The 23,337-nt window shown below is 60.7% G+C and carries 19 protein-coding genes, 1 tRNA gene and 1 pseudogene; 16 read left to right on the plus strand and 5 right to left on the minus strand.

Annotated features, from left to right (window positions below):
- The first annotated feature begins 44 nt into the window (after positions 1–44).
- From HU752_RS14745 to HU752_RS14795, 11 genes are all read left to right on the plus strand, one after another.
- Positions 45–1,247: an SfnB family sulfur acquisition oxidoreductase gene (locus tag HU752_RS14745; protein ID WP_186685536.1), complete on the plus strand. Its 1,203-nt coding sequence runs from the start codon at positions 45–47 to the stop codon at positions 1,245–1,247.
- A 9-nt stretch (positions 1,248–1,256) separates the two neighbouring features.
- A complete protein-coding gene (locus HU752_RS14750; protein WP_186685538.1) occupies positions 1,257–1,712 on the plus strand; it encodes an acyl-CoA dehydrogenase family protein in 456 nt (151 codons plus the stop codon).
- Positions 1,702–3,132 (plus strand): LLM class flavin-dependent oxidoreductase, encoded by a 1,431-nt coding sequence (locus tag HU752_RS14755; protein ID WP_186685540.1) that lies wholly within the window; start codon positions 1,702–1,704, stop codon positions 3,130–3,132. Before HU752_RS14750 ends, HU752_RS14755 begins: the two co-directional genes overlap by 11 nt.
- 85 nt (positions 3,133–3,217) lie before the next feature.
- Positions 3,218–4,213: an AMP-binding protein gene (locus tag HU752_RS14760; RefSeq protein ID WP_186685542.1), complete on the plus strand. Its 996-nt coding sequence runs from the start codon at positions 3,218–3,220 to the stop codon at positions 4,211–4,213.
- Positions 4,210–4,986, plus strand: a complete 777-nt coding sequence (locus HU752_RS14765; protein WP_186685544.1) for an ABC transporter ATP-binding protein — start codon at positions 4,210–4,212, stop codon at positions 4,984–4,986. Before HU752_RS14760 ends, HU752_RS14765 begins: the two co-directional genes overlap by 4 nt.
- Entirely contained in the window at positions 4,986–5,867 is an 882-nt protein-coding gene (locus HU752_RS14770; protein WP_186685546.1) for a branched-chain amino acid ABC transporter permease, read from the plus strand. Before HU752_RS14765 ends, HU752_RS14770 begins: the two co-directional genes overlap by 1 nt.
- Before the next feature lie 3 nt (positions 5,868–5,870).
- Positions 5,871–6,920 carry a branched-chain amino acid ABC transporter permease gene (locus tag HU752_RS14775; RefSeq protein WP_186685548.1) on the plus strand — a complete coding sequence of 350 codons (1,050 nt, stop codon included), beginning with the start codon at positions 5,871–5,873 and terminating at the stop codon, positions 6,918–6,920.
- 36 nt (positions 6,921–6,956) lie between these two features.
- Entirely contained in the window at positions 6,957–8,297 is a 1,341-nt protein-coding gene (locus tag HU752_RS14780; RefSeq protein WP_186685550.1) for an ABC transporter substrate-binding protein, read from the plus strand.
- 3 nt (positions 8,298–8,300) lie between these two features.
- Positions 8,301–9,068 carry an ABC transporter ATP-binding protein gene (locus tag HU752_RS14785; RefSeq protein WP_186685552.1) on the plus strand — a complete coding sequence of 256 codons (768 nt, stop codon included), beginning with the start codon at positions 8,301–8,303 and terminating at the stop codon, positions 9,066–9,068.
- Between the two features lie 14 nt (positions 9,069–9,082).
- The gene (locus HU752_RS14790; RefSeq protein ID WP_186685554.1) at positions 9,083–10,549 is read left to right on the plus strand and encodes an FAD/NAD(P)-binding protein; all 1,467 of its coding nucleotides are present in this window, start codon (positions 9,083–9,085) and stop codon (positions 10,547–10,549) included.
- A gap of 158 nt (positions 10,550–10,707) precedes the next feature.
- Positions 10,708–10,781, plus strand: a tRNA-Cys gene (locus tag HU752_RS14795).
- Positions 10,782–10,945: 164 nt separating this feature from the next.
- Here HU752_RS14795 and HU752_RS31760 read toward each other — a convergent pair.
- A pseudogene (locus tag HU752_RS31760) lies at positions 10,946–11,281 on the minus strand (integrase); the annotation flags it as partial.
- Between the two features lie 198 nt (positions 11,282–11,479).
- The gene (locus tag HU752_RS14800; RefSeq protein ID WP_186685556.1) at positions 11,480–11,914 is read right to left on the minus strand and encodes a hypothetical protein; all 435 of its coding nucleotides are present in this window, start codon (positions 11,912–11,914) and stop codon (positions 11,480–11,482) included.
- A 176-nt stretch (positions 11,915–12,090) separates the two neighbouring features.
- On the opposite strand from HU752_RS14800, the gene HU752_RS14805 reads away from it, so the two are divergent.
- The 4 genes from HU752_RS14805 (at position 12,091) to HU752_RS14820 (ending at position 17,854) form a co-directional block, all read left to right on the plus strand.
- Positions 12,091–12,684: an OB-fold protein gene (locus HU752_RS14805; RefSeq protein ID WP_186685558.1), complete on the plus strand. Its 594-nt coding sequence runs from the start codon at positions 12,091–12,093 to the stop codon at positions 12,682–12,684.
- A gap of 808 nt (positions 12,685–13,492) precedes the next feature.
- The gene (locus tag HU752_RS14810; RefSeq protein ID WP_225920146.1) at positions 13,493–16,210 is read left to right on the plus strand and encodes a hemagglutinin repeat-containing protein; all 2,718 of its coding nucleotides are present in this window, start codon (positions 13,493–13,495) and stop codon (positions 16,208–16,210) included.
- A 370-nt stretch (positions 16,211–16,580) separates the two neighbouring features.
- Positions 16,581–17,012, plus strand: coding sequence for a hypothetical protein (locus tag HU752_RS14815; protein WP_217838505.1), 432 nt, complete (start codon positions 16,581–16,583; stop codon positions 17,010–17,012).
- Between the two features lie 596 nt (positions 17,013–17,608).
- Entirely contained in the window at positions 17,609–17,854 is a 246-nt protein-coding gene (locus tag HU752_RS14820; RefSeq protein WP_186685562.1) for a hypothetical protein, read from the plus strand.
- A 437-nt stretch (positions 17,855–18,291) separates the two neighbouring features.
- Here HU752_RS14820 and HU752_RS14825 read toward each other — a convergent pair whose 3' ends face one another.
- Complete coding sequence (locus HU752_RS14825) at positions 18,292–19,677, minus strand: IS4 family transposase (RefSeq protein WP_186685564.1); 1,386 nt, start codon at positions 19,675–19,677, stop codon at positions 18,292–18,294.
- A 488-nt stretch (positions 19,678–20,165) separates the two neighbouring features.
- On the opposite strand from HU752_RS14825, the gene HU752_RS14830 reads away from it, so the two are divergent.
- On the plus strand, positions 20,166–21,401 hold the full coding sequence (locus HU752_RS14830; protein WP_186685566.1) for an MFS transporter: 1,236 nt from the start codon (positions 20,166–20,168) through the stop codon (positions 21,399–21,401).
- 120 nt (positions 21,402–21,521) lie between these two features.
- Here the strand turns inward: HU752_RS14830 and HU752_RS14835 are convergent, their stop codons facing one another.
- Positions 21,522–22,382 carry an EamA family transporter gene (locus HU752_RS14835; protein WP_186685568.1) on the minus strand — a complete coding sequence of 287 codons (861 nt, stop codon included), beginning with the start codon at positions 22,380–22,382 and terminating at the stop codon, positions 21,522–21,524.
- Entirely contained in the window at positions 22,382–23,266 is an 885-nt protein-coding gene (locus tag HU752_RS14840; RefSeq protein ID WP_186685570.1) for a MurR/RpiR family transcriptional regulator, read from the minus strand. Before HU752_RS14840 ends, HU752_RS14835 begins: the two co-directional genes overlap by 1 nt.
- Between the last annotated feature and the right edge of the window lie 71 nt (positions 23,267–23,337).

Consider the following 23,337-nt stretch of genomic DNA (forward strand, 5'->3'; position numbering starts at 1 on the left):
TTGCATGCGTTCTTTCGCGTTCAACAGGACTCTGGAGCCGGTCTATGACAACTGCCGCCAAACCCACCTCCGTCGCCCATGTCATCCGTTCGGATGAAGAGGCGATTGCCGCCGCCAGGCAACTGGCCGCACGTTTTGCCGTCGAGGCCAGCGTACGCGATCGTGAACGCCGCCTGCCGGCTGCCGAACTCGACGAATTCTCCGCTACCGGCCTGTGGGCCATCACCGTTCCCAAGGCCTATGGCGGTGCGGGCGTGTCCTATGTGACGGTAGCCGAGGTGATCAAGATCATCTCCGCCGCCGATCCATCCCTGGGGCAGATCCCGCAGAACCACCTCGGTGTCCTCGACATCCTGTTGCAGACCGCCACTGAGGAGCAGAAGCGCCACTACTTCAGCAAGGTGCTGGAAGGCTACCGCTTCGGCAACGCCTTCTCCGAAGCCAAGAGCAAGCATGCCGGCACCTTCGACACCCGCATCCGTTTCGACGGTGACGAGGCGGTGATCAACGGCGAGAAGTTCTACTGCACCGGTGCCTTGTTCGCCCATATCGTCCCGGTGGTCGGCCTCGATGAGGCGGGCAACGCACAGATCGCCTTCGTCGAGCGCCATGCCCCGGGCCTGACCATCGTCGACAACTGGGACGGTTTCGGCCAGCGCACCACCGCCAGTGGCAATGCGGTGTTCTTCGATGTTCGTGTACCGCGCAGCCAAGTGATTCCCGCCCACCTGGCGTTTGACCAGCCCACTGCCAACGGCCCGATCTCGCAGATCATCCAGGCCGCAGTCGACACCGGTATTGCCCTGGGCGCCCTCGAAGAGACCAAGCGCCATGCCCGTCAAGCCCGGCCCTGGATCGACAGTCAGCAGGACCACGGCTGGCAGGATCCGTTCAGCCTGGCCGCCATCGGCGACCTGGAGTGGCGGGTGCACGGCACCGAGGCGATCCTGGAAAAGGCCGGCCGGGCCATCGACCGCGCCCTGGCGCAGCCGAGCGAGGAGAGTGTCGCCGAAGCCTCGGTCGTGGTCGCCCAGGCCAAGGTGCTCTCCGCTGAAACCTCACTGCTGGCCGCCAGCAAGCTGTTCGAACTGGCCGGCACCCGTTCGGTGCTGGGCAAGCACAACCTCGATCGCCATTGGCGCAACGCTCGCACCCACACCCTGCATGACCCCGCGCGCTGGAAATACCACCTGATCGGCAACTACCTGCTCAACGGCGTCAAGCCGGCCCGGCATGCCTGGAACTAGGAGTTCGTGATGAACGCATTGAATCAAGCCATTCCCCGAGAAGCCGCGCTGAACCATGCCAGCGCCGACCTGCAGGCTGCCCGCAGCGGTCTGGAGCGGACCCTTGCCGCCGTGCGCGGCCATGCCAGCCAGGCACGCGACCCGCAGGTGATCAGCCAGTTCGGTGACCTGCAGATCCGCATCGAGGTCGCCACCGCCCTGATCGAACGTGCCCAGCGTTTTGCCGACGGCCCCCACGACGAGGCGGAAAAGCTGATCGCCGCCACCGAAGCGGCGATCGCCAGCGCCGAGGCCCTGCAACAGGTGGGCAACACCGAGTGGGCGCTGACCGGCCAGCGTGCCGTGGTGTCACCCAGCCATGACCCGCTGCAGGACCCCCTGCACCTCAAATACAAGCTGATTGGCAACTTCCGCCTCAATGGCGTGCTGCCCGACCGTTCCAGGAGTGCTGTCGATGTCCCGTGAAATCCGCCTCAATGCCTTCGACATGAACTGCGTGGGCCACCAGTCTCCTGGCCTGTGGGCCCACCCACGGGATCGTTCCTGGCAGTACAAGGACCTGGAGTACTGGACCGACCTGGCGAAGATCCTCGAGCGTGGCAAGTTCGATGGCCTGTTCATCGCCGACGTGCTCGGCATCTATGACGTCTACAACGGCAACGGTGATGCAGCGATCCGCCAGGCGGCGCAGGTGCCGGTCAACGATCCGCTGCAACTGATCCCGCCGATGGCGCTGGTGACCGAGCACCTGGGCTTTGGCCTGACCGCCTCGCTGTCTTTCGAGCACCCGTATCCGTTCGCCCGGCGGCTGTCGACTCTCGATCACCTGACCAAGGGCCGCGCCGGCTGGAACATCGTCACCTCGTACCTGGAGAGCGGGGCGAAGAACCTCGGCCAGCGCGCCCAGACCGAGCACGACGCGCGCTACGACTACGCCGAGGAGTACCTGGAGGTTTGCTACAAGCTCTGGGAAGGCAGTTGGGAAGACGGCGCGGTGTTGCGTGACCGCGAGCGCAAGCTGTTCAGCGACCCGCGCAAGATTCACGAGATCCAGCACTTCGGCAAACACTTCCAGGTGCCCGGCATCCACCTGTGCGAGCCCTCGCCGCAGCGCACGCCGGTGTTGTACCAGGCGGGGGCGTCGAGCCGCGGCAAGCAGTTCGCCGCCGAGCATGCCGAGTGCGTGTTCGTCGCGGCGCCGTCCAAGGTGCTGCTCAAGAAGGTGGTGGCCGATATCCGCCGGCGCGCCGCCGAGGCCGGGCGCGACCCGAGGAGCATCCTGATCTTCAACCTGCAGACGGTGATCGTCGATGAGACCGACGCCAAGGCCAAGGCCAAGTTCGAGGAGTACAAATCCTACGTCAGCTATGAGGGTGCGCTGGCGCTGATTTCCGGCTGGACCGGGATCGACTTCAGTCAGTTCAAGCCGGACGAGCCGCTGCGGCATGTGCACACCAACGCGATCCAGTCGGCGGTGGAGACCTTTTCCACGGCGGATCCAAACCGTGTCTGGACGCCGAACGAGCTGGCTGACTGGGTGGGCATCGGTGGTTTCGGGCCGCTGTTCGTCGGTGGGCCGGAGACGGTGGCCGACCTGCTGCAGGAGTGGGTCGAGGACACCGACGTCGATGGTTTCAACCTGGCCTATGCGCTGACCCATGAGACCTTCGTCGATGCGGTCGAGTGGCTGGTGCCGGAGCTGCAGAAACGCGGCGTGTACAAGAAGGCGTACGCGCCGGGGACCTTGCGCGAGAAGCTGTTCGGCGCCGGGCCGAAGCTCTCGGATGTTCATCCGGGGGCCGGGTACCGGGACCTGTTGTGGCGAGCGGGCTCGCCCGCGCTCGACTGCACAGCAGTCGCAAACCTATCGGCGTATTCCACCTGACACACCGCAATCGCCGATTTCAGGGGTGCTTCGCACCCCGACGGGGGCAAGCCCCCTCGCCACATGACTGAACGAGGTGATCCCCATGAGCGTGCACGAACTCAAGCGTCCGCCAGCGACCCTGCCGCCGCAACCCGAAACGGTCTCGATCCTTCCCGCCGCCCTCGAACAGTTGCGGCACTGGGCCCAGGTCAGTCCGCTGCAAAGCGCCTTGCGCCACAAGCGCCATGGCCAATGGCACAGCTGGCGCTGGATCGACACCCTGCGCGAAGTCGAGCGCCTGGCCGATGGCCTGCGCCAGCAGGGTTTCAGCGCCGAGTCGCGGCTGGCGCTCAGCGGTAGCCTTGAACCTAACCTGCTGTTGGTGGCCCTGGCAGCCCATTCCATCGGCGGCCAGGTCTTCAGCCTGGCGCCGGACCTGAGTGCCGAAGCCCTTGGCCAGGCGTTCTGGCGCCTGCAACCCAGCCACGGTTTTGTCGACAGCCGCCAGCAATTGCTCGACTGGCTCGCCGCCGGCGAGGCGGACAGCGCTCCCGGCGTGCTGATAGCCAACCAACTGCCCGGCCGGCTACCGGGCTTGCCGCGCCAGACCGTGCTGGCCTTTGCCAGCCTTTGTGGTGACAACCAGGCACCGCGCCCGATCGTGCTGTGGCGGGCGCCGCTGGCGCAGCCGCAACTCTGGAGCGAGGAGGGGACCGATTGGTCGGGCGGCCTAGCGGTGCTGCTTGACCAGTGGCTGAACAGCGGCCACAGCCTGGCGTTCGCCGAGAGCCGCGACAGTGCCAGTCGCGATCGCCGCGAGGTGGCGCCCTCCGGACTGCTGCTTTCCCCCGAGCGCCTGCAGACCCTGGCCGACGAGATCGAGCAGCGCCTGGCGGCCCCGGGCACCTGGCGTCGCCGCCTGTGCGAATGGTCGCTGGCCCATCCCGAACGCCTCATCGCGCGCCTGCTCAAGCAACGGGTGCGCCGGCTGCTGGGGTTCCAGCGCCTGCAATACATCTGGCAGCCGAGTCAGCCCGTGAAGCTGCCGGCAACCTTCAACCAATGGCGGCTCCAGGCCCCGGGACGGAAAAGCGCATGAGTGTGGCCGAGCCGATTTTGCAGGTGCGGGACATATCCCTGTCGTTCAAGGGCGTGAAAGCCATCAACCAACTGTCGTTCGAGGTCCGCCGTGGCGAGATCTGCGCGCTGATCGGGCCCAACGGCGCCGGCAAGAGTTCGCTGCTCAACCTACTGAACGGTGTCTACCGCTTCGACAGCGGCGAGATCGTCTTCGAGCGGCAGCGCTTTCGCCGTATCGATCCGCTGGACGCCGCGCGCCGTGGCATTGGCCGCACCTTCCAGAACAACGCGCTGTTCAAGAAGATGAGCGTGCTCGACAACCTGCTCACCGGGCTGTCGCGCTACCAGCACAGCCACTTTCTCGAACAGGCCCTGGGCCTGCCACGGGCGCGGCGCGAGGCCGAGGTGTTTCGGCGCAAGGCCCAGCAGGTCCTGCAACTGCTTGAACTGCAGGCCTTGCGTGATGTGCCAGTGGGCAACCTGTCCTACGGCCTGCAAAAGCGTGTCGAGCTGGGCAGGGCATTGATCGCCGGGCCAACCCTGTTGCTGCTGGACGAGCCGATGGCTGGGATGAACGCCGAGGAGAAGCAGGAAATGGCCCGGTTCATCGCCGGCGTCAATCGCGACCTCGGCACCACCGTGGTGCTGATCGAACACGACATGGGCGTGGTGATGGGCCTGTCCGACCACGTGGTGGTGCTTGACTACGGGCGCAAGGTCGGCGACGGCACGCCGGCCGAGGTGCAGGCCAACCCGGAAGTGGTCGCGGCCTACCTGGGAGCGGTGCACTGATGGCCTTCTTCCTGGAAACCCTGATCGGCGGCCTGCTCGCCGGCACCCTGTATTCGCTGGTCGCCATTGGCTTCGTGCTGATCTACAAGGCCAGCGGCGTGTTCAACTTCGCCCAGGGCTCGATGCTGCTGTTTGCCGCGCTGACCTTCGTTAGCCTGCACGAGCAGGGCGTGCCCTTCGCCTTGGCGCTGCTGCTGACCGTGGTGGTGATGGTGATCGGCGCGCTGCTGATCGAGCGCCTGGTGCTGCGGCCGCTGGTCAACCGTTCGCAGATCACCCTGTTCATGGCCACCCTCGGCCTGTCGTTCATCATTGAGGGCCTGGCCCAGGGCTTGATGGGCTCCCAGGTGCGGGCATTGGACCTGGGCATCGACGATATACCGCTGTTCGTCCACGGCGTGATGCTCAGCCAGTTCGACCTGATCGCTGCCGCCACAGCCGTGGTGCTGGTCGTCGTGCTGGCGCTGCTGTTCAACAAGACCCGCATCGGCATCTCGCTGCGCGCGGTGGCCGATGACACCCAGGCGGCACTGTCGATCGGCATCCACCTCAACCGTATCTGGCAGATCGTCTGGGCGGTGGCCGGTGTCGTTGGCCTGGTCGCGGGGCTGCTCTGGGGCGCGCGCCAGGGCGTGCAGTTTTCGCTGTCGCTGGTGGTGCTCAAGGCGCTACCGGTGCTGATCATCGGCGGTTTCACCTCGATCGGCGGAGCCATCGTCGGCGGTCTGATCGTCGGCGCCGCCGAGAACCTTGCCGAGGTCTATATCGGCCCGCTGATCGGCGGCGGCATCACCCCCTGGTTCGCCTATGTCCTGGCGCTGGTCTTCCTTTACATCCGCCCGGCCGGCCTGTTCGGCGAGCGGGCCATCGAGCGAGTCTGAAGCATGTCTGTTCCTGTCATCACTGAAACGGCACCCTGGGTGCTGGTCCAGCGGCGCCTGCCGTGGACCCTGGTCGGCCTGCTGGTGCTGGCCTTCGGCGTGGTCCCGCTGGTGGGCAACGACTACTGGCTCAGCGCGATCCTGATTCCATTCCTGGTGCTGTCCCTGGCGGGCCTGGGGCTCAACCTGCTGACCGGCTACGCTGGGCAGACTTCGGTCGGCGCGGCGGGCTTCATGGCAGTGGGGGCCTTTGCCACCTACGGCTTCCTGTTGCGCCTGCCGGAACTGGGCCTGCCCCTGGCGCTGCTCGGCGGCGGGGTGATCAGTGCGCTGGTGGGGCTGCTGTTCGGCCTGCCCAGCTCGCGGATCAAGGGCTTCTACCTGATGGTCACCACCCTGGCGGCGCAGTTCTTCCTGGAGTGGCTGTTCGTCAAGTTTCCCTGGTTCTACAACTACGGCTCCTCCGGGACCATCTCCGCGCCGAGCCTGAGCCTGTTCGGCCACGACCTGAACACGCCGCTGGGGCGCTACCTGCTGACGCTGGTCACGGTGCTGTTGCTGACCTGGACCGCGCGCAACCTGGTGAACAGCCAGACCGGGCGCAACTGGATGGCGATCCGCGACATGGACACCGCCGCGGCAGTGATCGGCATCCCGGTGGCGCGCTACAAGCGCCTGGCGTTCGCCGTCAGTTCGTTCTACCTCGGCATCGCCGGGGCGCTGTGGGCCTTCGCCTACCTGGGCACGGCCAGCGCCGGCAGCTTCGATATCAACCGCTCATTCCAGATCCTGTTCATCATCATTATCGGCGGCATGGGCAGCATCGCCGGCAACTTCATCGGCGCGGCCTTTATCAGCCTGTTGCCGATCCTGCTCAGCCACCTCGGCCAGGCCCTGCTGGGCGGCGCGGTGGACGCCGGGCAGTTGCAGAACCTGCAGAAAATCATCTTCGGCGTGCTGATCATCCTGTTCCTGGTCAAGGAGCCGGAAGGGCTGATCCGCCTGCTGGGCAATACCCGTGAACGGCTGCGCCACTGGCCGTTGCGCTTCTGACTTCCCGATCCGCCATCCCTGGAGACCGATTCGACCATGCGTGCACTTTTCAAACGTTCACTGACCGCCACCGCCCTGGCCCTGACCCTCCTCGGCGCGGCGGCGCCCCTGGCCCAGGCCTCGCCGGACCAGCAGTTCTTCCCACTGGCCACCTACCGGGTCGGCGCCTACGCCTCCAGCGGCGTGCAGGTGTGGGCCGGGATGATCGACTACCTCAACTACATCAACGAGGTCGAGGGCGGCATCAACGGCGTCAAACTGGTGTGGCAGGAATGCGAGACCGAATGGACGGCCGAGAAGGGCATCGAGTGCTACGAGCGCTTCAAGAACGGCCTGGATGGCGCGCCGGTGGCGGTCTACCAGCCCAACGGCGCGCCGGCGGCCTATGCCCTCAGCGAGCGCGCGGAGGTCGACAAGATCCCGCTGATCACCCTCGGCTACGGCCGTACCGAAGCCACCGACGGCAAGGTCTTCCCCTACAACTTCCCGGTAATGCTGACCTTCTACAGCGAAGCCTCGACCCTGGTGAACTACATCGCCCAGCGCGAAGGCGGCTTCGACAAGCTCAAGGGCAAGAAGATCGCTACCGTCTACCACGACTCGGCCTACGGTCGTGAGACCCTTGGCCCGTTGAAGCTGCTGGCCGAGAAGTACGGTTTCGAGAACATCCAGATTCCGGTCGCCGACCCGGGCAACGAGCAGTCGGCGCAATGGCGCCAGGTCCGTCAGCTCAATCCGGACTGGGTGTTCCTGCGCACCTGGGGCGTCTCGACCCCGGTGGCGGTCAAGACCGCTGCGCGCTTCGGCTTCCCGGTCGACCATATCGTCGGCGACATCTGGGCCAGCTCCAGCGAAGACGTGCTACCGGCCGGCGCCGCAGCCAAGGGCTACCTGGCTCTGACACCGTACCCGGCGGGAAGCGACTTCGAGATCCACAAGCGCCTCAAGCAATACATCCTCGACAAGGGCAAGAGCGACCTCAAGGACCTGAGCAATTTCGGCAGCGTCTACTACAACTCCGGCCTGGTGAACGCCGCCATCGCCGTGGAAGCGATTCGCACCGGCCAGGGCAAGTTCGGCAAGCGGCCGCTGCACGGTGAGGAAGGCCGTTGGGGCCTGGAGCATCTGGACATCGACGACACACGGCTCAAGGCCATGGGCTTCTACGGGCTGATGCAGAACCTCAAGCTGTCCTGCAGCGACCACGAGGGTGGCGGCTCGGCCCGGGTGCAGCAATGGGATGGCGCGCACTGGAGCCTGGTCAGCGACTGGATCGCCGCCGACCGCACGTTGCTGCGCCCCTTGATCGACGAGAAGTCGGCGGCCTTCGCCAAGGAAAAGAACCTGACCCCGCGCACCTGCGCGGCAGGCGAGTGAGCCATGGGCCAGCCGGCGATTGAAACGGGGGCGGCGCCGTTGCTGCAGGTCGACGACATCGAGGTGATCTACGACCGCAGCATTCTCGCGGTGTCCGGGGTGTCCCTGAGCGTGCCGCGTGGCGGCATCGTCGCCTTGCTCGGTGCCAATGGCGCCGGCAAGAGCACCACCCTCAAGGCCATCTCCGGGCTGGTGCGGGCCGAGCGGGCGCAGGTCACCCGTGGCAGCATCCACTTCCAGGGCCAGGACAGCCTGGCGGTGGAGCCCAACCAGCGCGTGCGTGATGGCCTGGTGCACGTGCTGGAGGGCCGGCACGTGTTCGGCCAACTGACCGTGGAGGACAATCTGCGCAGCGGTGGCTTCGTTCGTGGCCTGAGCCGGCGCGAACTGCAGGATGACCTGGAGCGGCTGTACGCCTGGTTCCCACGCCTGAAAACCAAGCGCAAGACCCAGGCCGGGCTGACCTCCGGCGGCGAACAGCAGATGGTCGCCATCGGCCGGGCCCTGATGACCCGGCCGACGTTGGTCTTGCTCGACGAGCCATCCATGGGCCTGGCGCCTATTATCGTGGAAGAGATCTACGAGATCGTCGCCCAGCTCAACCGTGAGCAGCGCGTCAGCTTCCTGATTGCCGAACAAAACATTAACGTAGCGCTGAAATATGCCACCCACGGTCACGTGCTCGACACCGGCCGGGTGGTACTCAGCGGAACGTCGGACGAATTGCTGGCCCGGGGCGACCTGCAGGATTTCTACCTGGGCAAACCCTGACAAGAGAGCGAAGCATGAGTGAAGTCCTGAGCGGACAGGCGACACACGCCATCCCGCCGGTAGCGGGGCAGGCCGACGTACTGGTCGTCGGCGGTGGCTTGAGCGGTACCATGTTGGCGGTGCAGTTGCTGCGCCTGCCGGGACGGCGCCGGGTGCTGGTCATCGAGCCACGTGCCGAACTCGGCCGTGGCGAGGCCTACAGCGCCACGGAGCTGGGTCACACCCTGAACGGCAACGCGGCGCGCATGAGCGTCGACCCGGACAACCCCGACGACCTCACCCAGTGGCTCGAGGCCTATATCGCCGACGGCGGCTGGCCCGAATCGGACCAGCAACACGTGCCGGTCAGCGAACTGTTCATGCCCCGTGGCATCTTCGGCCTCTACGTCCAGCAGCGCCTGGCCGAAGCGCGGGAGCAGGGCGCCGCCTGGGGCTCGACCGCCGAGCATGTGCGTGGTGAGGTGGTCGACCTGCAGGCTGACAGCGACGGCGTTCGCCTGACGCTGGCTGACGGTCAGCAACTGCAGGCCGCCCACGCGGTGCTGGCGACCGGCATGTTCCCGGCTGCGCGCACCCGCCAGAAACAATCCAGCGGCCTCAACGCCGCCGCCGTCGATCCCTGGGACGTGGCCGCCATGTCGCGTCTCGATCCCCAGGGCACGATCCTGATCATCGGTTCCGGCCTGACCATGGTCGATGCCGTGGTTTCCCTGGAGCAGGCCGGCCATCGCGGGCCGATCCGTGTTTTCTCCCGCCATGGCCTGCTGCCGCATGTCCGCCGTCAGCCGCCGACCTGGGTCGATTTCCTGGCCGCTGACCATGGCATCCGCAGCCCGCTGCAACTGCTGCGCGAAGTGCGCCGGCAATGTGCCGAGGCGATCGACGCCGGTATCGACTGGCAAGCACCGCTGGATACCGTGCGCGCCCATATCGGCCGACTGTGGAGCCAGGCCACCGACGTTCAACGTCGCCAGTTCGTACGGCATGTACGGCCCTGGTGGGAGAGCCACCACCACCGCTCGCCGCCGTTGAGTGCCGAACTGGTGGAGCGCCTGCACAGGGAAGGGCGCCTGACCATCGAGGCGGCTTCGCTCAAGGGCTTGGTTGAAGTGCGCGACGGGCAGGTCAGCATCACCCTCCGGCCACGGGGTGAAGCGCAGACCGTGACGGTCAGCGGTGTAGGCCTGATCAACTCCACCGGTATCGAATACGACTGGCGTCGTGTCGATCGGCCATTGCCGCAGCAACTGCTGGCGCGTGGGTTGATCCGACCGGGGCCATTGGCCTTGGGGATTGCGGCTGATCCTGGTGGTGCGGTGGTGGATGCCGAGGGTGAAACCTCGCCCCGGCTGTTTGCCATGGGCCCGCCATTGCGGGGGATGTGGTGGGAGAGTACGGCGGTGACCGACGTAGCGATCCAGGCCAAGGCCCTGGCGGCGCGGCTGGTGCAATTGGCGGTGCGGAAGGCGGGCGAGGGCTGATCTGAAAAAATAAAAAATATTTAGAATTCAGGGGGTTGCCAGTGTCATGTAACTAGGACATAATGCGCGCCATCAGCACGGACGGCAACGTAGCGATCGCTGAAGAATCAAGGAGTTGCGGCAAGTCAGACTTGCAAGGGCGCTCGATTCGACCCTGAGGCCGAGTAGCAAAATGGTTATGCAGTGGATTGCAAATCCATCTACGCCGGTTCGATTCCGACCTCGGCCTCCACTATTCAAAGCCCCGTAAATCAATAGTTTACGGGGCTTTTTCTTTGCCTGCAAAAACTGAAGTGTTCCGCAATTAAAGGCAGCAGTTCCGCAACTCGGCGTCATTTGGTCGGGCTGACGATCTCGCCAACGCGGCGGTACACCTTCTTCGTCATCTCTTCTTTCGAGTGCCCGAGCATCCTTCAGCTCCTGAGGCGCCACGGCATAAACAGCATCCCACACAGCCTCGCCGGCGTAGAAGTCGCGGGGCACCTCCTTGTTTCGGCGAAGCCCAAGGCACGGGTTTGCCTGCGTCGTGAAGCCCCATTCGCGCGCGTGGGTGAATATCGTCGAGAGCAGGGCCAGCTCCCTGTTCGCGCGAACCTTTGCCTTCCTGCCATCCCTGTACTGGGCAAGCACCTGGGTGGTAATGGCCTCGACTGGAGCACCCTCAAAAGCCTTCCTCAGTTGCCTCAATCCCTTCACGTAGTCGTCATGGGTTCCTTTCTTGAGCCCAGGCATGACCCTGATTTCATGCTCGTCAAGTGGGCCATGTAGGCGAGGGCGATCATGGCTGTACCTCCGCGGTATAGCGCTTGTAGTCCTCGCCAAACTCTCAGCAGTAGGTCGCAGGCCAGGCGCCAGTCGTTCCCTCCTCGGCAAAGGCATCGAAGGCTGCGACCACCGCCAACCAGGCCGCCGACAAGGCTGATGAGGCCCTCAATCGGGTATCGCAGTAGCCTGTGATTCTCTGTTTCTCTTCCATCGCCAACTGACTATCGAGAGCATCAGGCAGGAAGTGACGCCGGGCATCATGAAGAATGGTAAAGCTTGCGGCATCTTGCCCCACATGCCCCAGCCTATGACCGCTCCCCAGGCGGTTGAGGCGATGGCTCCAGCGAGGAAGAGCCATTTTCTGCTGAGGGCTGGGGTTTCTGCCATGGCCCGGGCATAGATTTTCCAGCCCGACCACAGGCTGAAAACGGACACCCCAAAGACGCTAAGTACCCACAGTATCCCTTTCGCTGGCAGATCAGTGAAAAGCAGTGGAATGAAGACTGCCAGGGTGCCGTAGATGAAAAGGGCGGTAACGGGTAGGAGACCGATAAGAGCACATATCGTGAGGCAGATCCGCAGAGTGAGTAGTCCGGGCATCGTTCCTTGATCCAAAGCAGCGTTTGATATCCCGCATGATCATCAATCCGCGCCACAAAATCAAAATGCACCGTTCTGTGGCGCGATCACTGCCTTTTGGGGCTTGGGTGAAGGTGCTGGCAATTTGATAGGAGTGGTTTAGAATGCCGCCCAATCTTATCGCCATGGAGAGCGAAATGAACGAAGCAGTTGCAGTGACGGCTCCGCAGAAGCGGCAAGTAGGGTTTATTCTAGGGCTTGGAATTCTGTTGTTCCCCTTGCTGTTTGGCTGGATGCTGCTGAGAAAGGGGCACTCGACCTTTGCGCGCATTGTCGGTCTCCTCTGGATGGCTCTGTGTCTTTTCTCGTTGATTGGCATGGGCTCGATTTCAAAAACCAGTTATGACACCTACAAGGAAAGGGCAGCCCAATCTAGTACACAAGGTTCGGCTCCTAAACAGTCGGCCCAGGCAGAACCACTTAAGGCTTACACGTCGACGAAAGTCTCCCAAGATTACGAAGACAACACTGTTGCTGCTGACATGCAGTACAAGGGCAAGCGCGTGAAGGTGTCCGGACGCATCACCGATATCAATACTGATTTCCTCGGGAAACCGTACCTGGTACTTGCGGGCACTAACCCGTATTTGGGGCCGCAGTTCAAATTTGAAAAATCGGACATGGCCTCTCTCGCATCGCTCAAGAAAGGTGTGCAAATTTCGGTAGTCTGCACCGGCAATGGTGACGTAGCCAAAGTACCGATGTTCGAAAATTGCGAAGTCTTAAAATAACCAGTTGACAACCGAAGTCCCTGTCTGTGGAGTTCGTGTTATTTTTTGGTTTTTCCGCGCGCAAAGTCCAACCCTAAGTTGGGCTTTTTGCTTTCTACAGTTCACCAATCCTCAGCATCCGAGCAATCAAAGCCGCCGAGCTTTGGGCCTTCTTTCGCTCAAAGTTCGGGGGCGGTGGTCAACATGGAAACGGTGGAAACGGGGACACCCATTCAGTCCCTAGGTGCCCTGGATTCGACTGTTCTTGTCCTTGATGTCGCCGCGCTCACCAATGACTGGCAGGTGGGTTGCTATTGGATTCGGCGATTGTTATAAGGCCGGTCAAAAATGCGCAAAGGACTGCAATCCATGTTTCTACTGATGATGATTTTTTTGTTCTGGCCTGAGAATCCCGCCTATATCGTCAACGAAAAAAACTGCAAATTTGGACACTTTGTTGAGCTGCCGAATGATTACAGGAGGAGCCGACTGATGAAGGAGTGTTTTGCAAATACCAAAGAAGATCACAAGCCTCCTATTGGGGACACGGAATAAAAGACTACGCGCCCACTGGAAGAATTCATGGATATTCCGGTTGATTTACGGTCGGGCACTCCGACTTACACGCTGCCTCTGCTTTGTTGCGTTGGTGCAGGGGCCGCTTTCGCAGTGTGCATTCGTCCGCATCGGGGTGTGCTCTGTCCAGGAGTCGAACCTGGAAGACTTACGCGTTCGGCTACCGTCGCCTCACGTCGCGTGCAGGAGACGGGACAGATTTATTTTTCGGCGTGGTAGGTTGAAAATAAATCCGTCCTCGTTTCCCAAGAACATGAGCCTGACCGGCTCCAGCGTCAGTATCGCTGCCGGGATGGAGAGTGCCAGCCAGAGCACTACCGACAAGTCTGCGAGCCTGGCGGTTGGCCGGGTGATTGGCGGCTCTGTCGTGGACAGCGTCAACACTATCCGTAGTGCGGTCAAGGCGGCGAAGAATGCCGATGATCCCAAGCTCAAGGCGGTGAAGCTGGCCCAGGCTGCATTAGCTGCCTACAACCTGGGAGGTATGGGGAGTTCGGTATCCGACAGTGCGGACGCTTACGCCAACAAACAGGGTGGCACCTCGGCCAACGGTTCGCTGATAAAGATCGGCACCGAGATCGCCAACACCCACAGCAAAAGCACCAGTGAGTATGAGAGCCAGACCGCCAAGCAAAGCTCGCTCAACGTGGGGCAGACCCTGGCTATCGAGGCGACCGGTAAGGCGGCGGGGACGACCGGTGATATCCACGTTATCGGCAGCACTCTGAAGGCAGCCGACACCGATCTGACTGCCAAGCGGGACATCGTTCTGGAAAGTGCGCAGAACACCGCGAACTGGGCCAACAACAGCTCCAACAACAGGACGGCCATTGGCGCCAGCTTCAACATCGGCCAGCAGAATGGCTTCACCCTGGACCTTGGGGCCCAGATCGCCAAGAGCCTGGGCACCGGCAGTTCGGTTACCCAGGTCAACAGCACGCTGGACACCGGTGCGCTGACGCTGCACAGCGGCAATGACACCACGCTGGCGGGTGCACAGGTACGGGCCAAGTCGATCGATGCGCTGGTTGAGGGCAACCTCAACATCGCCTCGCGCCAGGACTCCGAGACCGAGAAGAACAAGCAGGGCAGCGCCGGTATCGGCGGCAGCATCTGTATCCCTCCGTTCTGCTATGGCGTGCCGGTCGTGGTGTCGGCCAACCTTGCCGCCGGCAACATGAAGAGCAATTACCAGGCGGTCGAGGATCAGAGCGGACTGTTTGCGGGTGCCGGTGGCTACGACATCTATGTCGGTCATAACACCACCTTGCAAGGGGCGGTCATTGCCAGCGATGCGACGGCGGACAAGAACCTGCTCAGCACCGATCGTCTAATTGCCAGTGATATCAAGAACAAGAGCGAGATCAAGAGCACCTCTGTCAGCGTCAGCGGTTCGGCCAGCTTTGGCGCTGGTGCTTCGAGCGCCGGCCTGGGCGGGATGTTCGGCATGTCGCTCAGCGATTCGGACAGCAGCAAGACCCGTAGCGCCGTCAGTGAGGGCACCATCGTCGTCCGTAACGCTGAGGGGGCCAACGACCTGGTGGGCTTGAGTCGCGATACGGCCAATGCCAACGAAAAGCTCGACCGGCCTGACAAGAAGGCGATGGAAGAGCGCATGGAGCTGATTCGCAGTTCCGTGGAGTTGGTCAATGGTGTTTCGGATGCGATTGCCAAGGCCAAGATGGAGGCGGCTCGGGATTCGAATAGCGAGGAGTACAAGGCTGCCCGGCAACAGTTGCTGGATAAGGGCAACGCCAATCCAACTGGAGAGCAGATCGCTCAACAGGTCAGCCAGAACTATGGCGTGGGCAGCAGCTTCAAGAAGGCAGCCCAGGCGGTCAGCGCAGTTGTGCAGGGTGTTCTGGGCGGGAACATCGGTGGTGCGCTGGCGGGGGCGGCGGCGCCCTATGTGGCCCAGAGCATCAAGGAGGCCACCAAAGGTGACGACGCCGCAAACCTGATGGCGCATGCCGTCTGGGGAGCAGTGCTTGCAAGCTCGCAAGGCAACTCGGCTTTGGCCGGTGCGGGCATTGGTGAATACATCGCCAAGCAACTGTACCCGAATAAGTCTGTTGATCAGTTGACCGAGTCGGAGAAACAGACGGTTTCGGCGCTGTCGACGCTTGCTGGTGGCCTGGCCGGTGGGCTGGCGGCTGGTGGTTTGCAGAACGCGATTGCTGCTGCTGGAGCGGCAAAGAATGCGGTAGAGAACAACCATCTGAGTTTCATAGAAGGTGTTGATCTAGATAAGAAACAGAGCGAATACAACGCCAATTGTGTGGGCGTTTCATCGGAAGAGTGCAGCCGGTTGGCTGCGGATATCCAAGATTTGCGCAAAAAAGCGGAAAGCGAGCTCAAGCATGAGGTCGTCAGCGAAGACAGCGACATGACCAGGGCCAGCAGTGTTGATCATTACCCTGGCGAGATCATCATGTGCAAGAACTCTCCTAACGGGTTCTGTGTTGTCACGAATCAATCGGTGAAAACCGCGCAAGGGGATGAGTGGCGTCTGGAGTATGCGAGCCAGGAACAGGCGTTGGTGGGGGTTGCAAACGAGGCGAAGACGGTTAGTGATCTTACGTTAGACCTGAAAAGAGTTGCTGCAGAGTCCTTTGCGGAGGGCTGCGGTGGTATGGGAGCGATTGGCATTGCTTGCCAGCTTTCGATGGCGGCAGGTGTGACTAACCCGGTTACCGAAAAGGAGGCAACCACAGGGGAGCGAATCGGTTGGTTTGCGCAAGCTCTTCTGAATATAGTTGGGCTTAAGGCTGCGGTAGGTAATGTGGTTGCCAAAGAAGTAGGAGGGGCGACTAAGGTATCGGAGGAAATGAAAGCCGATCCTTACCACCCCGACTGGCAAAATTACACTGGAAAGGACCGCGGCGTTGGAGCAGATGTTGTTAAAATGAAGGATTTTTCACTCCGGAGGATCCTGCAACTGTTTCTAGAGCTCATAGCGTCAATACCATAACTGCTTCTACACGGTTTGGTGGGGGAGACAGAACCACGCCTAAAACGGTTGCGTTGGGAGATATTGACTTGAATGTCGATCTAGCAGAGATTAATGCTGGAAAGGCTTCCCTTCTCAGTAGTGGAGATATTCTGACTTCCTCGGGACGAGTTTATGGGACGCACCCTGGAAGCTCTACCATATTCCCAAGGACAGGGCCTGGGCTAGTGCAATTAACTCAGGCTGAGTTCGGCTTGTATGTGGATATGGTCAGGAATGGAGGTCTTCAGGGTGGCGCGCTAAGGGCATATGAAGGTATGTTGCGAGCTGGTAATCCGGGCCTCAGCGAGGGTTCTGGTCAAAAATTAATAAATTTGTTTAATAGCAGAAAATGACTATTTCAATTTTTGAGATTTCTATCAGGAAAGAGCTTGATATGAAGAGAGTCTCTGCTCTGTTCTCAAGCTATTTTGGTATCCCAGTTGGGGGGGTTGTAGAGATTGATGAGTTTTGGGGCGCTGAACCTTCTGAGCAGCAATATCTGGTCGGAGTTAGGCTGAATGTCAGTGAAGTAGGCTACAAAACTCTTGTTGTGTGCTATTGCTATTTTGAGTTATATGGTGAGTCGCTAGGTAGTCTCGCAAAGTATCTTGCGGTTGAGTTGGGGACGGATGTTGCTATTGGTGATTATGTTCATGTGTCCGATGTTGTGAATGGGCGGTTCATGGTTTTTTCTGCTGATGGGGAAGTGGCGTATGGTTTCGAGAGTTGCGAGTCTTCCGGGTTTGATGTGGTGTTTTCTGAAAAAAGTAAAAGAAAGTAGAGGGTTAGGGGAAACGAAGGCGGATTTATTTTTTACTGCTGAAAAATAAATTTGCAGAAACGGGGACGCCCATTAGTCGGTCTCAAGTCAAGGTTAAAAGCCACCACGCCCTGCTGTTTTTAACGGCAGGGTTTGTCCTTCAACTCAACCTGATCGGTTGAACCCGTCGAAGCCGTTTTCTCATGCACTGGCTACAACAGAAACCGGAGAAACGGGGACGGATTTATTTTCTCTGGAGAAACGGGGACGGATTTATTTTCTCCGATAATGCTCTGCAACAAGGCCAGTTGACAGGAACAGATCGTTTCGTGGGCGAGGTGGAGAGTATTGTTGAAACGAATTCCGAAGCGGCCGAAGCGAGACTCGGGAGAATAAATCCGTCCCCGTTTTTCCTTTCAAGATGATGGGCGTTGGATTGTTAGGGGGCAAATGGTCGTATCCATGTTTTGGAGCAGGATGGCGAGTTGGTTACTACATTTGAAAATAACAGTAATAATACCAATCGGCGGATTCAGAGAGGGGAATGGGTTAGGCCAACCCAGGAAGAGCTGAATGGGTTTAGTGAAAAATTCTCTGAATATATAAAGTGGTGATTTATGGATGTTCTGAAGAAAGAGCGCGTAGGTGAAGAGGTATATTTTGATATCAGGTTTTCTGAAGGTGAGTTCATGGTGTATGCGGATTGCCTTCGTGTTTTGATTGAGGAGTTTTCTGATGTTGACGTTGTTGCCGTGACAGGAGGGGAAACTAAGTTGGAGCTGTTGGGGCTTTATGATGATTTGGTTGGTCTTTTAAGGGGTATGGAACGTCTTGAGTATTTGCCTGATAGGTTTAGATCTTGATGTGCTGACTATAGCTTGTAAGGTTTTTGTTTTGCTTGCGGGAAATGGTGGTCTGCTAATTTTGGTTTTTAATTTTGAGTTGAGGTATTTTGAATGGATCTTATCAGGAAGGAGTGTATAGCTAGCGTTACACTTTACTATGCTAGAATATCTGAGAGTGAAATTAAGGTTCTAGCCAGCTGTATGGGGGCGGTCATGGATAGATTTAATAACTCTCAGATATCGGGGAGGGTAGATTGCGAGTCTAAAGAGGAGCTTTCTTGGTTCGTGTCAAACGTGGGCGATGTTCTAAAGGGAATTGGTGGCTAAGAGAGTGTTTCTAAAATTTTTAAAAAAACGATGAAAAGTTGGGTGTATTTATTCTTTGAATCATTTGCTGTTCTGACAGCTTCAGTGCGAAAACGGGGACCGAAAACGGGGACGGATTTGAATGGCACTTACTTAACATGTTTCGGGTGCCCGTATTTTCTAACCTCCGCCCTGGCGAACCGACGCGGCTTGGTCAGGAGTGGATAGGCCTGAGGTCTTCGTTTCACCGCCCGAGGCTCGATCCGCCCTGGGCGGTTTCCAACACGTCGCTGGGCAACCAGCATGAACAAATTGGACATGTCTTCCTCCTCGGCAGCACTGCCGTATTGCCGTAGAGCCAACCAGAGCTGAAGGCTGTGCTTGAAACTCAGCTCACGGGGTAAGCAATCGGCCAGCAACGCTGATTGCGCCATGATCATCCGGATCAGATTGTGCGCCAGGAAATAGATCCATAGCTCCTTCACCGCCATGCTCGGTGTCTTGCAGCTCAACTGCCCAACCCCGAGTGTGGCCTTGAGATTGCGCAAATCCAATTCGACATGCCATCGCCCTTTGAACAATACCTTGAGGGCGGCCTTGGGAGTTCGCTTTGGGCAACATAACGTAGTGACCAGGATCTTGCCGTCAGCCTTCAATTCTCGAACCGTCAGGCGCTCTGGTGCCTGTTCGTAAAAGGCTTGTCCCATCCAGGGTGGCCTTTTTTCGGGCTTTTTCAGTTCAATCAAATGGTCTTCCGGCCCCAGCTGTTGGCCCAGGCGAAAGTCAGTCCGACGTCGTCTGGCGCCATATTGTTCGAACACGCCATCGACACCCTTGCGCTGTAACTCGCACAGCAGGAAATAGGTCGCGTAGTAGGCATCCCCCAGAAGGACATCGCCCGTTTTCAACGTATCGAGCATCGACCTGAGGAGTGTCTGCTCATCACCACCCTTGCCTCGAAAGCGCCCCAAGGAGACATCCAGGACGGCACCGCTGGCCAGGCAAACGATACCGACAACCCGGCAAATCGGAAAACCGAGACCTACTTTCTGACCGCGCGATTGCGGGTAGGCGCGTTGGTTGGCTGACGTGTCGGGCATGGTCACCGTCGTACCGTCCACCAGGCGCACGGGGCGCCCCATCCAACACCAGGACGCTATGGCCTGATCACTGATCGAAGAGCCGGTACTTCGAAGTAATGTGGAAACCATCTCGACCGGTAAGCGCTGCCTGGCTTTGCAGTAAGCCCCTGTGCGAGTGCTGTTGGGTTTCAAGCCACCGCAGGCCCGTTTGATGGACAGCTCATCGACGGCATTCTGGCAGGAGCGATCGGCACTCAGGGCCTGGGCCAGGAACATGGATAGTGTTTCAGTCGGAGGGAACAGTCGGTCCCGATGCACCGGCAAGATCGACTCGACCCGCCGCAGGAACTGAGGGGTCGTGAGCAGGTTGAAAAAGGCTGGGGCATCACAACTCGTGGTGTGTCGGCGTATACGTTGTCGTTGATGGTGGAGGATCTGGCGTCTAGGATTCATGAGGGGCTGCATCCTTGGTGCTGGGTGTGTGTTCGCAACTATCACCGTAGACCAAGATCAGCCCTTCTTCATTTTTCGCTTTTAGCTCAGGCACTTAGACGTTAAGTAAGTGCCATTCGGGACAGACCTATTTTTATCGATTCGGCGAGCCGTAAAAGTAAATCTATCCCCATTTTTCAGGTCAAGCGCGATACTCATTATTCATCGTCACACCCCAGTCCCTGTCGTTGCAAGCCATTGGCGAGTACAGAGGCTGCACTTCGTTGTGGAGAGCACCGGGCAGGCAGTGGATCAGATTCACACCTGACAGCAAGGCAGGGCATGAAAATGAATCTGTCAGCATTGCTCTCCGTGATCGGTGCGTCGGAGATGGCCGAAATCGGTACAATCGCCATGCTCTGTCTCGCCACTTCCAGCGACGGTCCCCCGGTTCTGGCGCGACGGACAAGAACAACAATTTCCCCGCTTCGCGTGCACCTTCCAGGTCGATGCCGGGGGCCGACAACCAGGTGACGATGAACAACCCAGCCTCAACCCGTGGCCTGACGGCCCTGACGTGCGCGCTCCTGCTGAGCCAGTTCTTCCGGACCTGCCTCGGGGTCATGGCCCCTGAAATCCAGGCGGACCTGCACCTGTCACCCGCGGGTTTCGGCCTGCTGTCATCCTGCTTCTTCCTCTCTTTCGGAATTGCACAGATCCCTGTCGGCATCGCCTTTGACCGTTATGGGGTAGGCGGGCCGACACGGGTGCTGATGGCCCTTGGGGTCTTCAGCGCGGCGCTTTTCGTGTGTGCCCCTGGCGGCCTCACGGCGATGCTGGCCCAGGCCGGATTGGGGCTGGCCTGCGCGCCCATCTTCATGGGGTTGATGCATTACGCCGCTGAAGTGCTGCCGCCTGATCGCTATGTCCCGTTCATCAGTCGGACCAATGCACTGGGCATGCTCGGCGCACTGTGCGCGACCGCCCCCCTTGGATGGGTCATAGAGGGCATTGGCTGGCGTCCGGCGATGGCAATCGCTGCGCTGGTCTTTGCCTTCATCACGGCGAGCGTTTGGCGTAGCGTGAAGGACCAGGGGCAATCCCTCGAGCACACCGAGAGTCCGGCCGAAATGGTGCGGGCCAGTCTGAGCCTGCTGGCGATGCCGGCGCTGTGGACGATCATCCCGATGTGCATCGCCATGGCTGCCGGCACCTCATTCAGGAACGCCTGGGGAGGTCCGTACCTGGCCAGTGTCTTCGCGTTGGATATCGGTACTCGAGGCCTGGCCTTGGCCGTGTTGAGTGTCGGCGCCTTTGCGGCGGCCGGGCTGATGTCCGGGTTGGTCCAGCGCTATGCCGTGCGCTCAACCGTCCTGAACTGGACGCTGCTGACGTTCTTTTCCGCCATCGCCTTGATGATCTGGCCGCAGGCAGGAGTGGTCACCGACGTGGGCCTGCTGGCCTTGCTGGCGACGGTCGGGGTGCTTCATCCGCTGGTGATGTCGCATGCCCGGAGTTTGCTCAAGCCTTCCTTCCGAGGTCGCGGGCTGGGCCTGCTCAATGGCTTCGTGTTCCTTGGCTCCGCCTTTGCCTCCTGGGTCTATGGACTGATCGCGGCCGATGGGTTGCATCGCGGTTTGCCCGATGCGTCGATCTACAGCGAGATCTTTACCTTCTCGGCGGCGCTCATCCTGATTGGAGGGCTGGCCTATGCCTTCAGTCCTCGCAGGGGATTCGAGCGCTGAAGATCGATCTGCTTTCCCCCTCGGACTCATGCGGGCACCTGGCGCAGCAGCGGTAGCATCGCCTGGGTGCGGTGACTACGCCAAACACGTTGGCCTCTGGCGTGTGTTACGGCCCAGACATCAAAGACTGATCGCCACGATGCCGATCAGCACGATCACGGCCCCGGTGACCCGGCGCGCGAGGTGGCCCTCGTGAAAGAGCCAGTAGGCGAGGAAAGAGCCGATCACGATGGATGACTCGCGCAGAGGCGCGACAAGTGCCACCGGCGCGCTCTGCATGGCTGTGAGCACGAGGATGTAGGCCAGTGGGGAGAGGATGGCCACGATGAGGATTGGCCCTGCGTCAGCACGGAGCACGGCAGGGATCCGCTGCCGTCGCAGCAAGGCGAGGGGCGTCAGGATCAGGGTTTGCAGCAGGAGTGTGCCGGCGTAATAGTTCAGCGGCGCCAGGTGCCACGAAGTGACCGAATAACTGTCCCAAAGGGTGTAGCTGGCAATGGTTGCGCCTGTCGCCGCTCCCCACAGCACGCCCGGTAGGGGAGGATTGCTCGGGTGCCTGAACAGATTGCCGACCACGACGAGAATGCCCGCGACGATGAGCAAGGCCCCGAATATCGCGACGGCAGTGAGCCGTTCCCCCAGCAGCAGAACCGCGAACAGCATCGTCAGCATGGGGCCTGTGCCGCGTGCGACGGAATACACCACGCCCAGTTCTGCGCGCGCGTAACCGGCTTGCAGGATGAGGGAGTAGACGATATGCAAGGTCGCCGAGACGGCGCAGCCCACCAGCAGCCGCCAGTCGAGCACCTGCTCACCGTTGAGCATGAGCGCAACGCCGATCGGCACGCCTAGCAGCGCCGAGGCGCAAGTGTAGGCCCAGACGAACAGGTAGGTGTCTTCGCGCTTGTATTTGGAGGCGATGTTCCACAGTGCATGGGCTGTCGCCGCCGTGAGGACGAGCCCGACAGTCGCTGGGCTCATCAGTCGATATCGGGCAGGTCGATACCTGCCCGCTCTGCGCGACGGCTGCGCTCCGGATCGAGCAGGGCGATACCCGCGACCAACGCGTCAACGACCACGAGTTGGGCCAGCCTGCTGCCCGCTGCCGCCATCTGCGCCGGCAACGGCGCACCGCCCACCGCCAGCACGGTATCCGCGAGGTTTGCCAGGGGTGTGCCGTACTGGTTGGTGATGGCAATGACCGAAGCCCCGGCAGAGGCGGCGGCATCGGCGATGGCGAGCGTGGATGAGGTGCGACCGGTCGAACTGACGGCGATGACAACATCACCGGGGCCCAGCAGGCGTGTGGCGATCATGGCCGACAAGTGGTCCGCAATGCCGATGGTCATTACGCCGACCGCACGCAGGCGAAAGACCGCATCGGCGGCGACCGTGGAGGAGGGGCCGGCTCCGAAGGCAATCACCTGGCGTCCAGAGAGGATCGTATCGATTGCCCTCTCGAGCGCTGCGAGCTCAAGGGCGCCACCGAGCGCGGTCAGGGCGTCGGTGCCTGCTCGGATGGACGTCTCCAGCACGGCGGCCGAAGACGCGTTCGCGGCGAGGGCTTCAGGTGGCGCAAAGAATTGGGTGGTCCCGCGGGCACGGGCGATCTCGATCTTCAGCTCGGCGAATCCGCCAAAACCGATTGCCCGCACCGCGCGAATCACGCTGGGCGGCGAGACACCGGCACGGGCGGCCACCTGTGCGGTAGTGCTTGCACCGACAAACAACGGATCGGCGAGCAGGACCGCGACGACTTTCGCCTCGCTGGCAGCGAGATCGCCGCTGCGTGCCTGAATGCTGCCGATCAATTGTCCCAATCGCTCGGCACCGCCTGTAATGGAATTACCAATTTCTTTAGTCATGTGTAATACATTACAGTTGCGTGGTTGATAGCACAATCACCCGATGAGCAGGTGTTCCACCTCAAACCTGA

The sequence above is a fragment of the Pseudomonas vanderleydeniana genome, from assembly GCF_014268755.2.
Classification (GTDB): Bacteria; Pseudomonadota; Gammaproteobacteria; order Pseudomonadales; family Pseudomonadaceae; genus Aquipseudomonas; species Aquipseudomonas vanderleydeniana.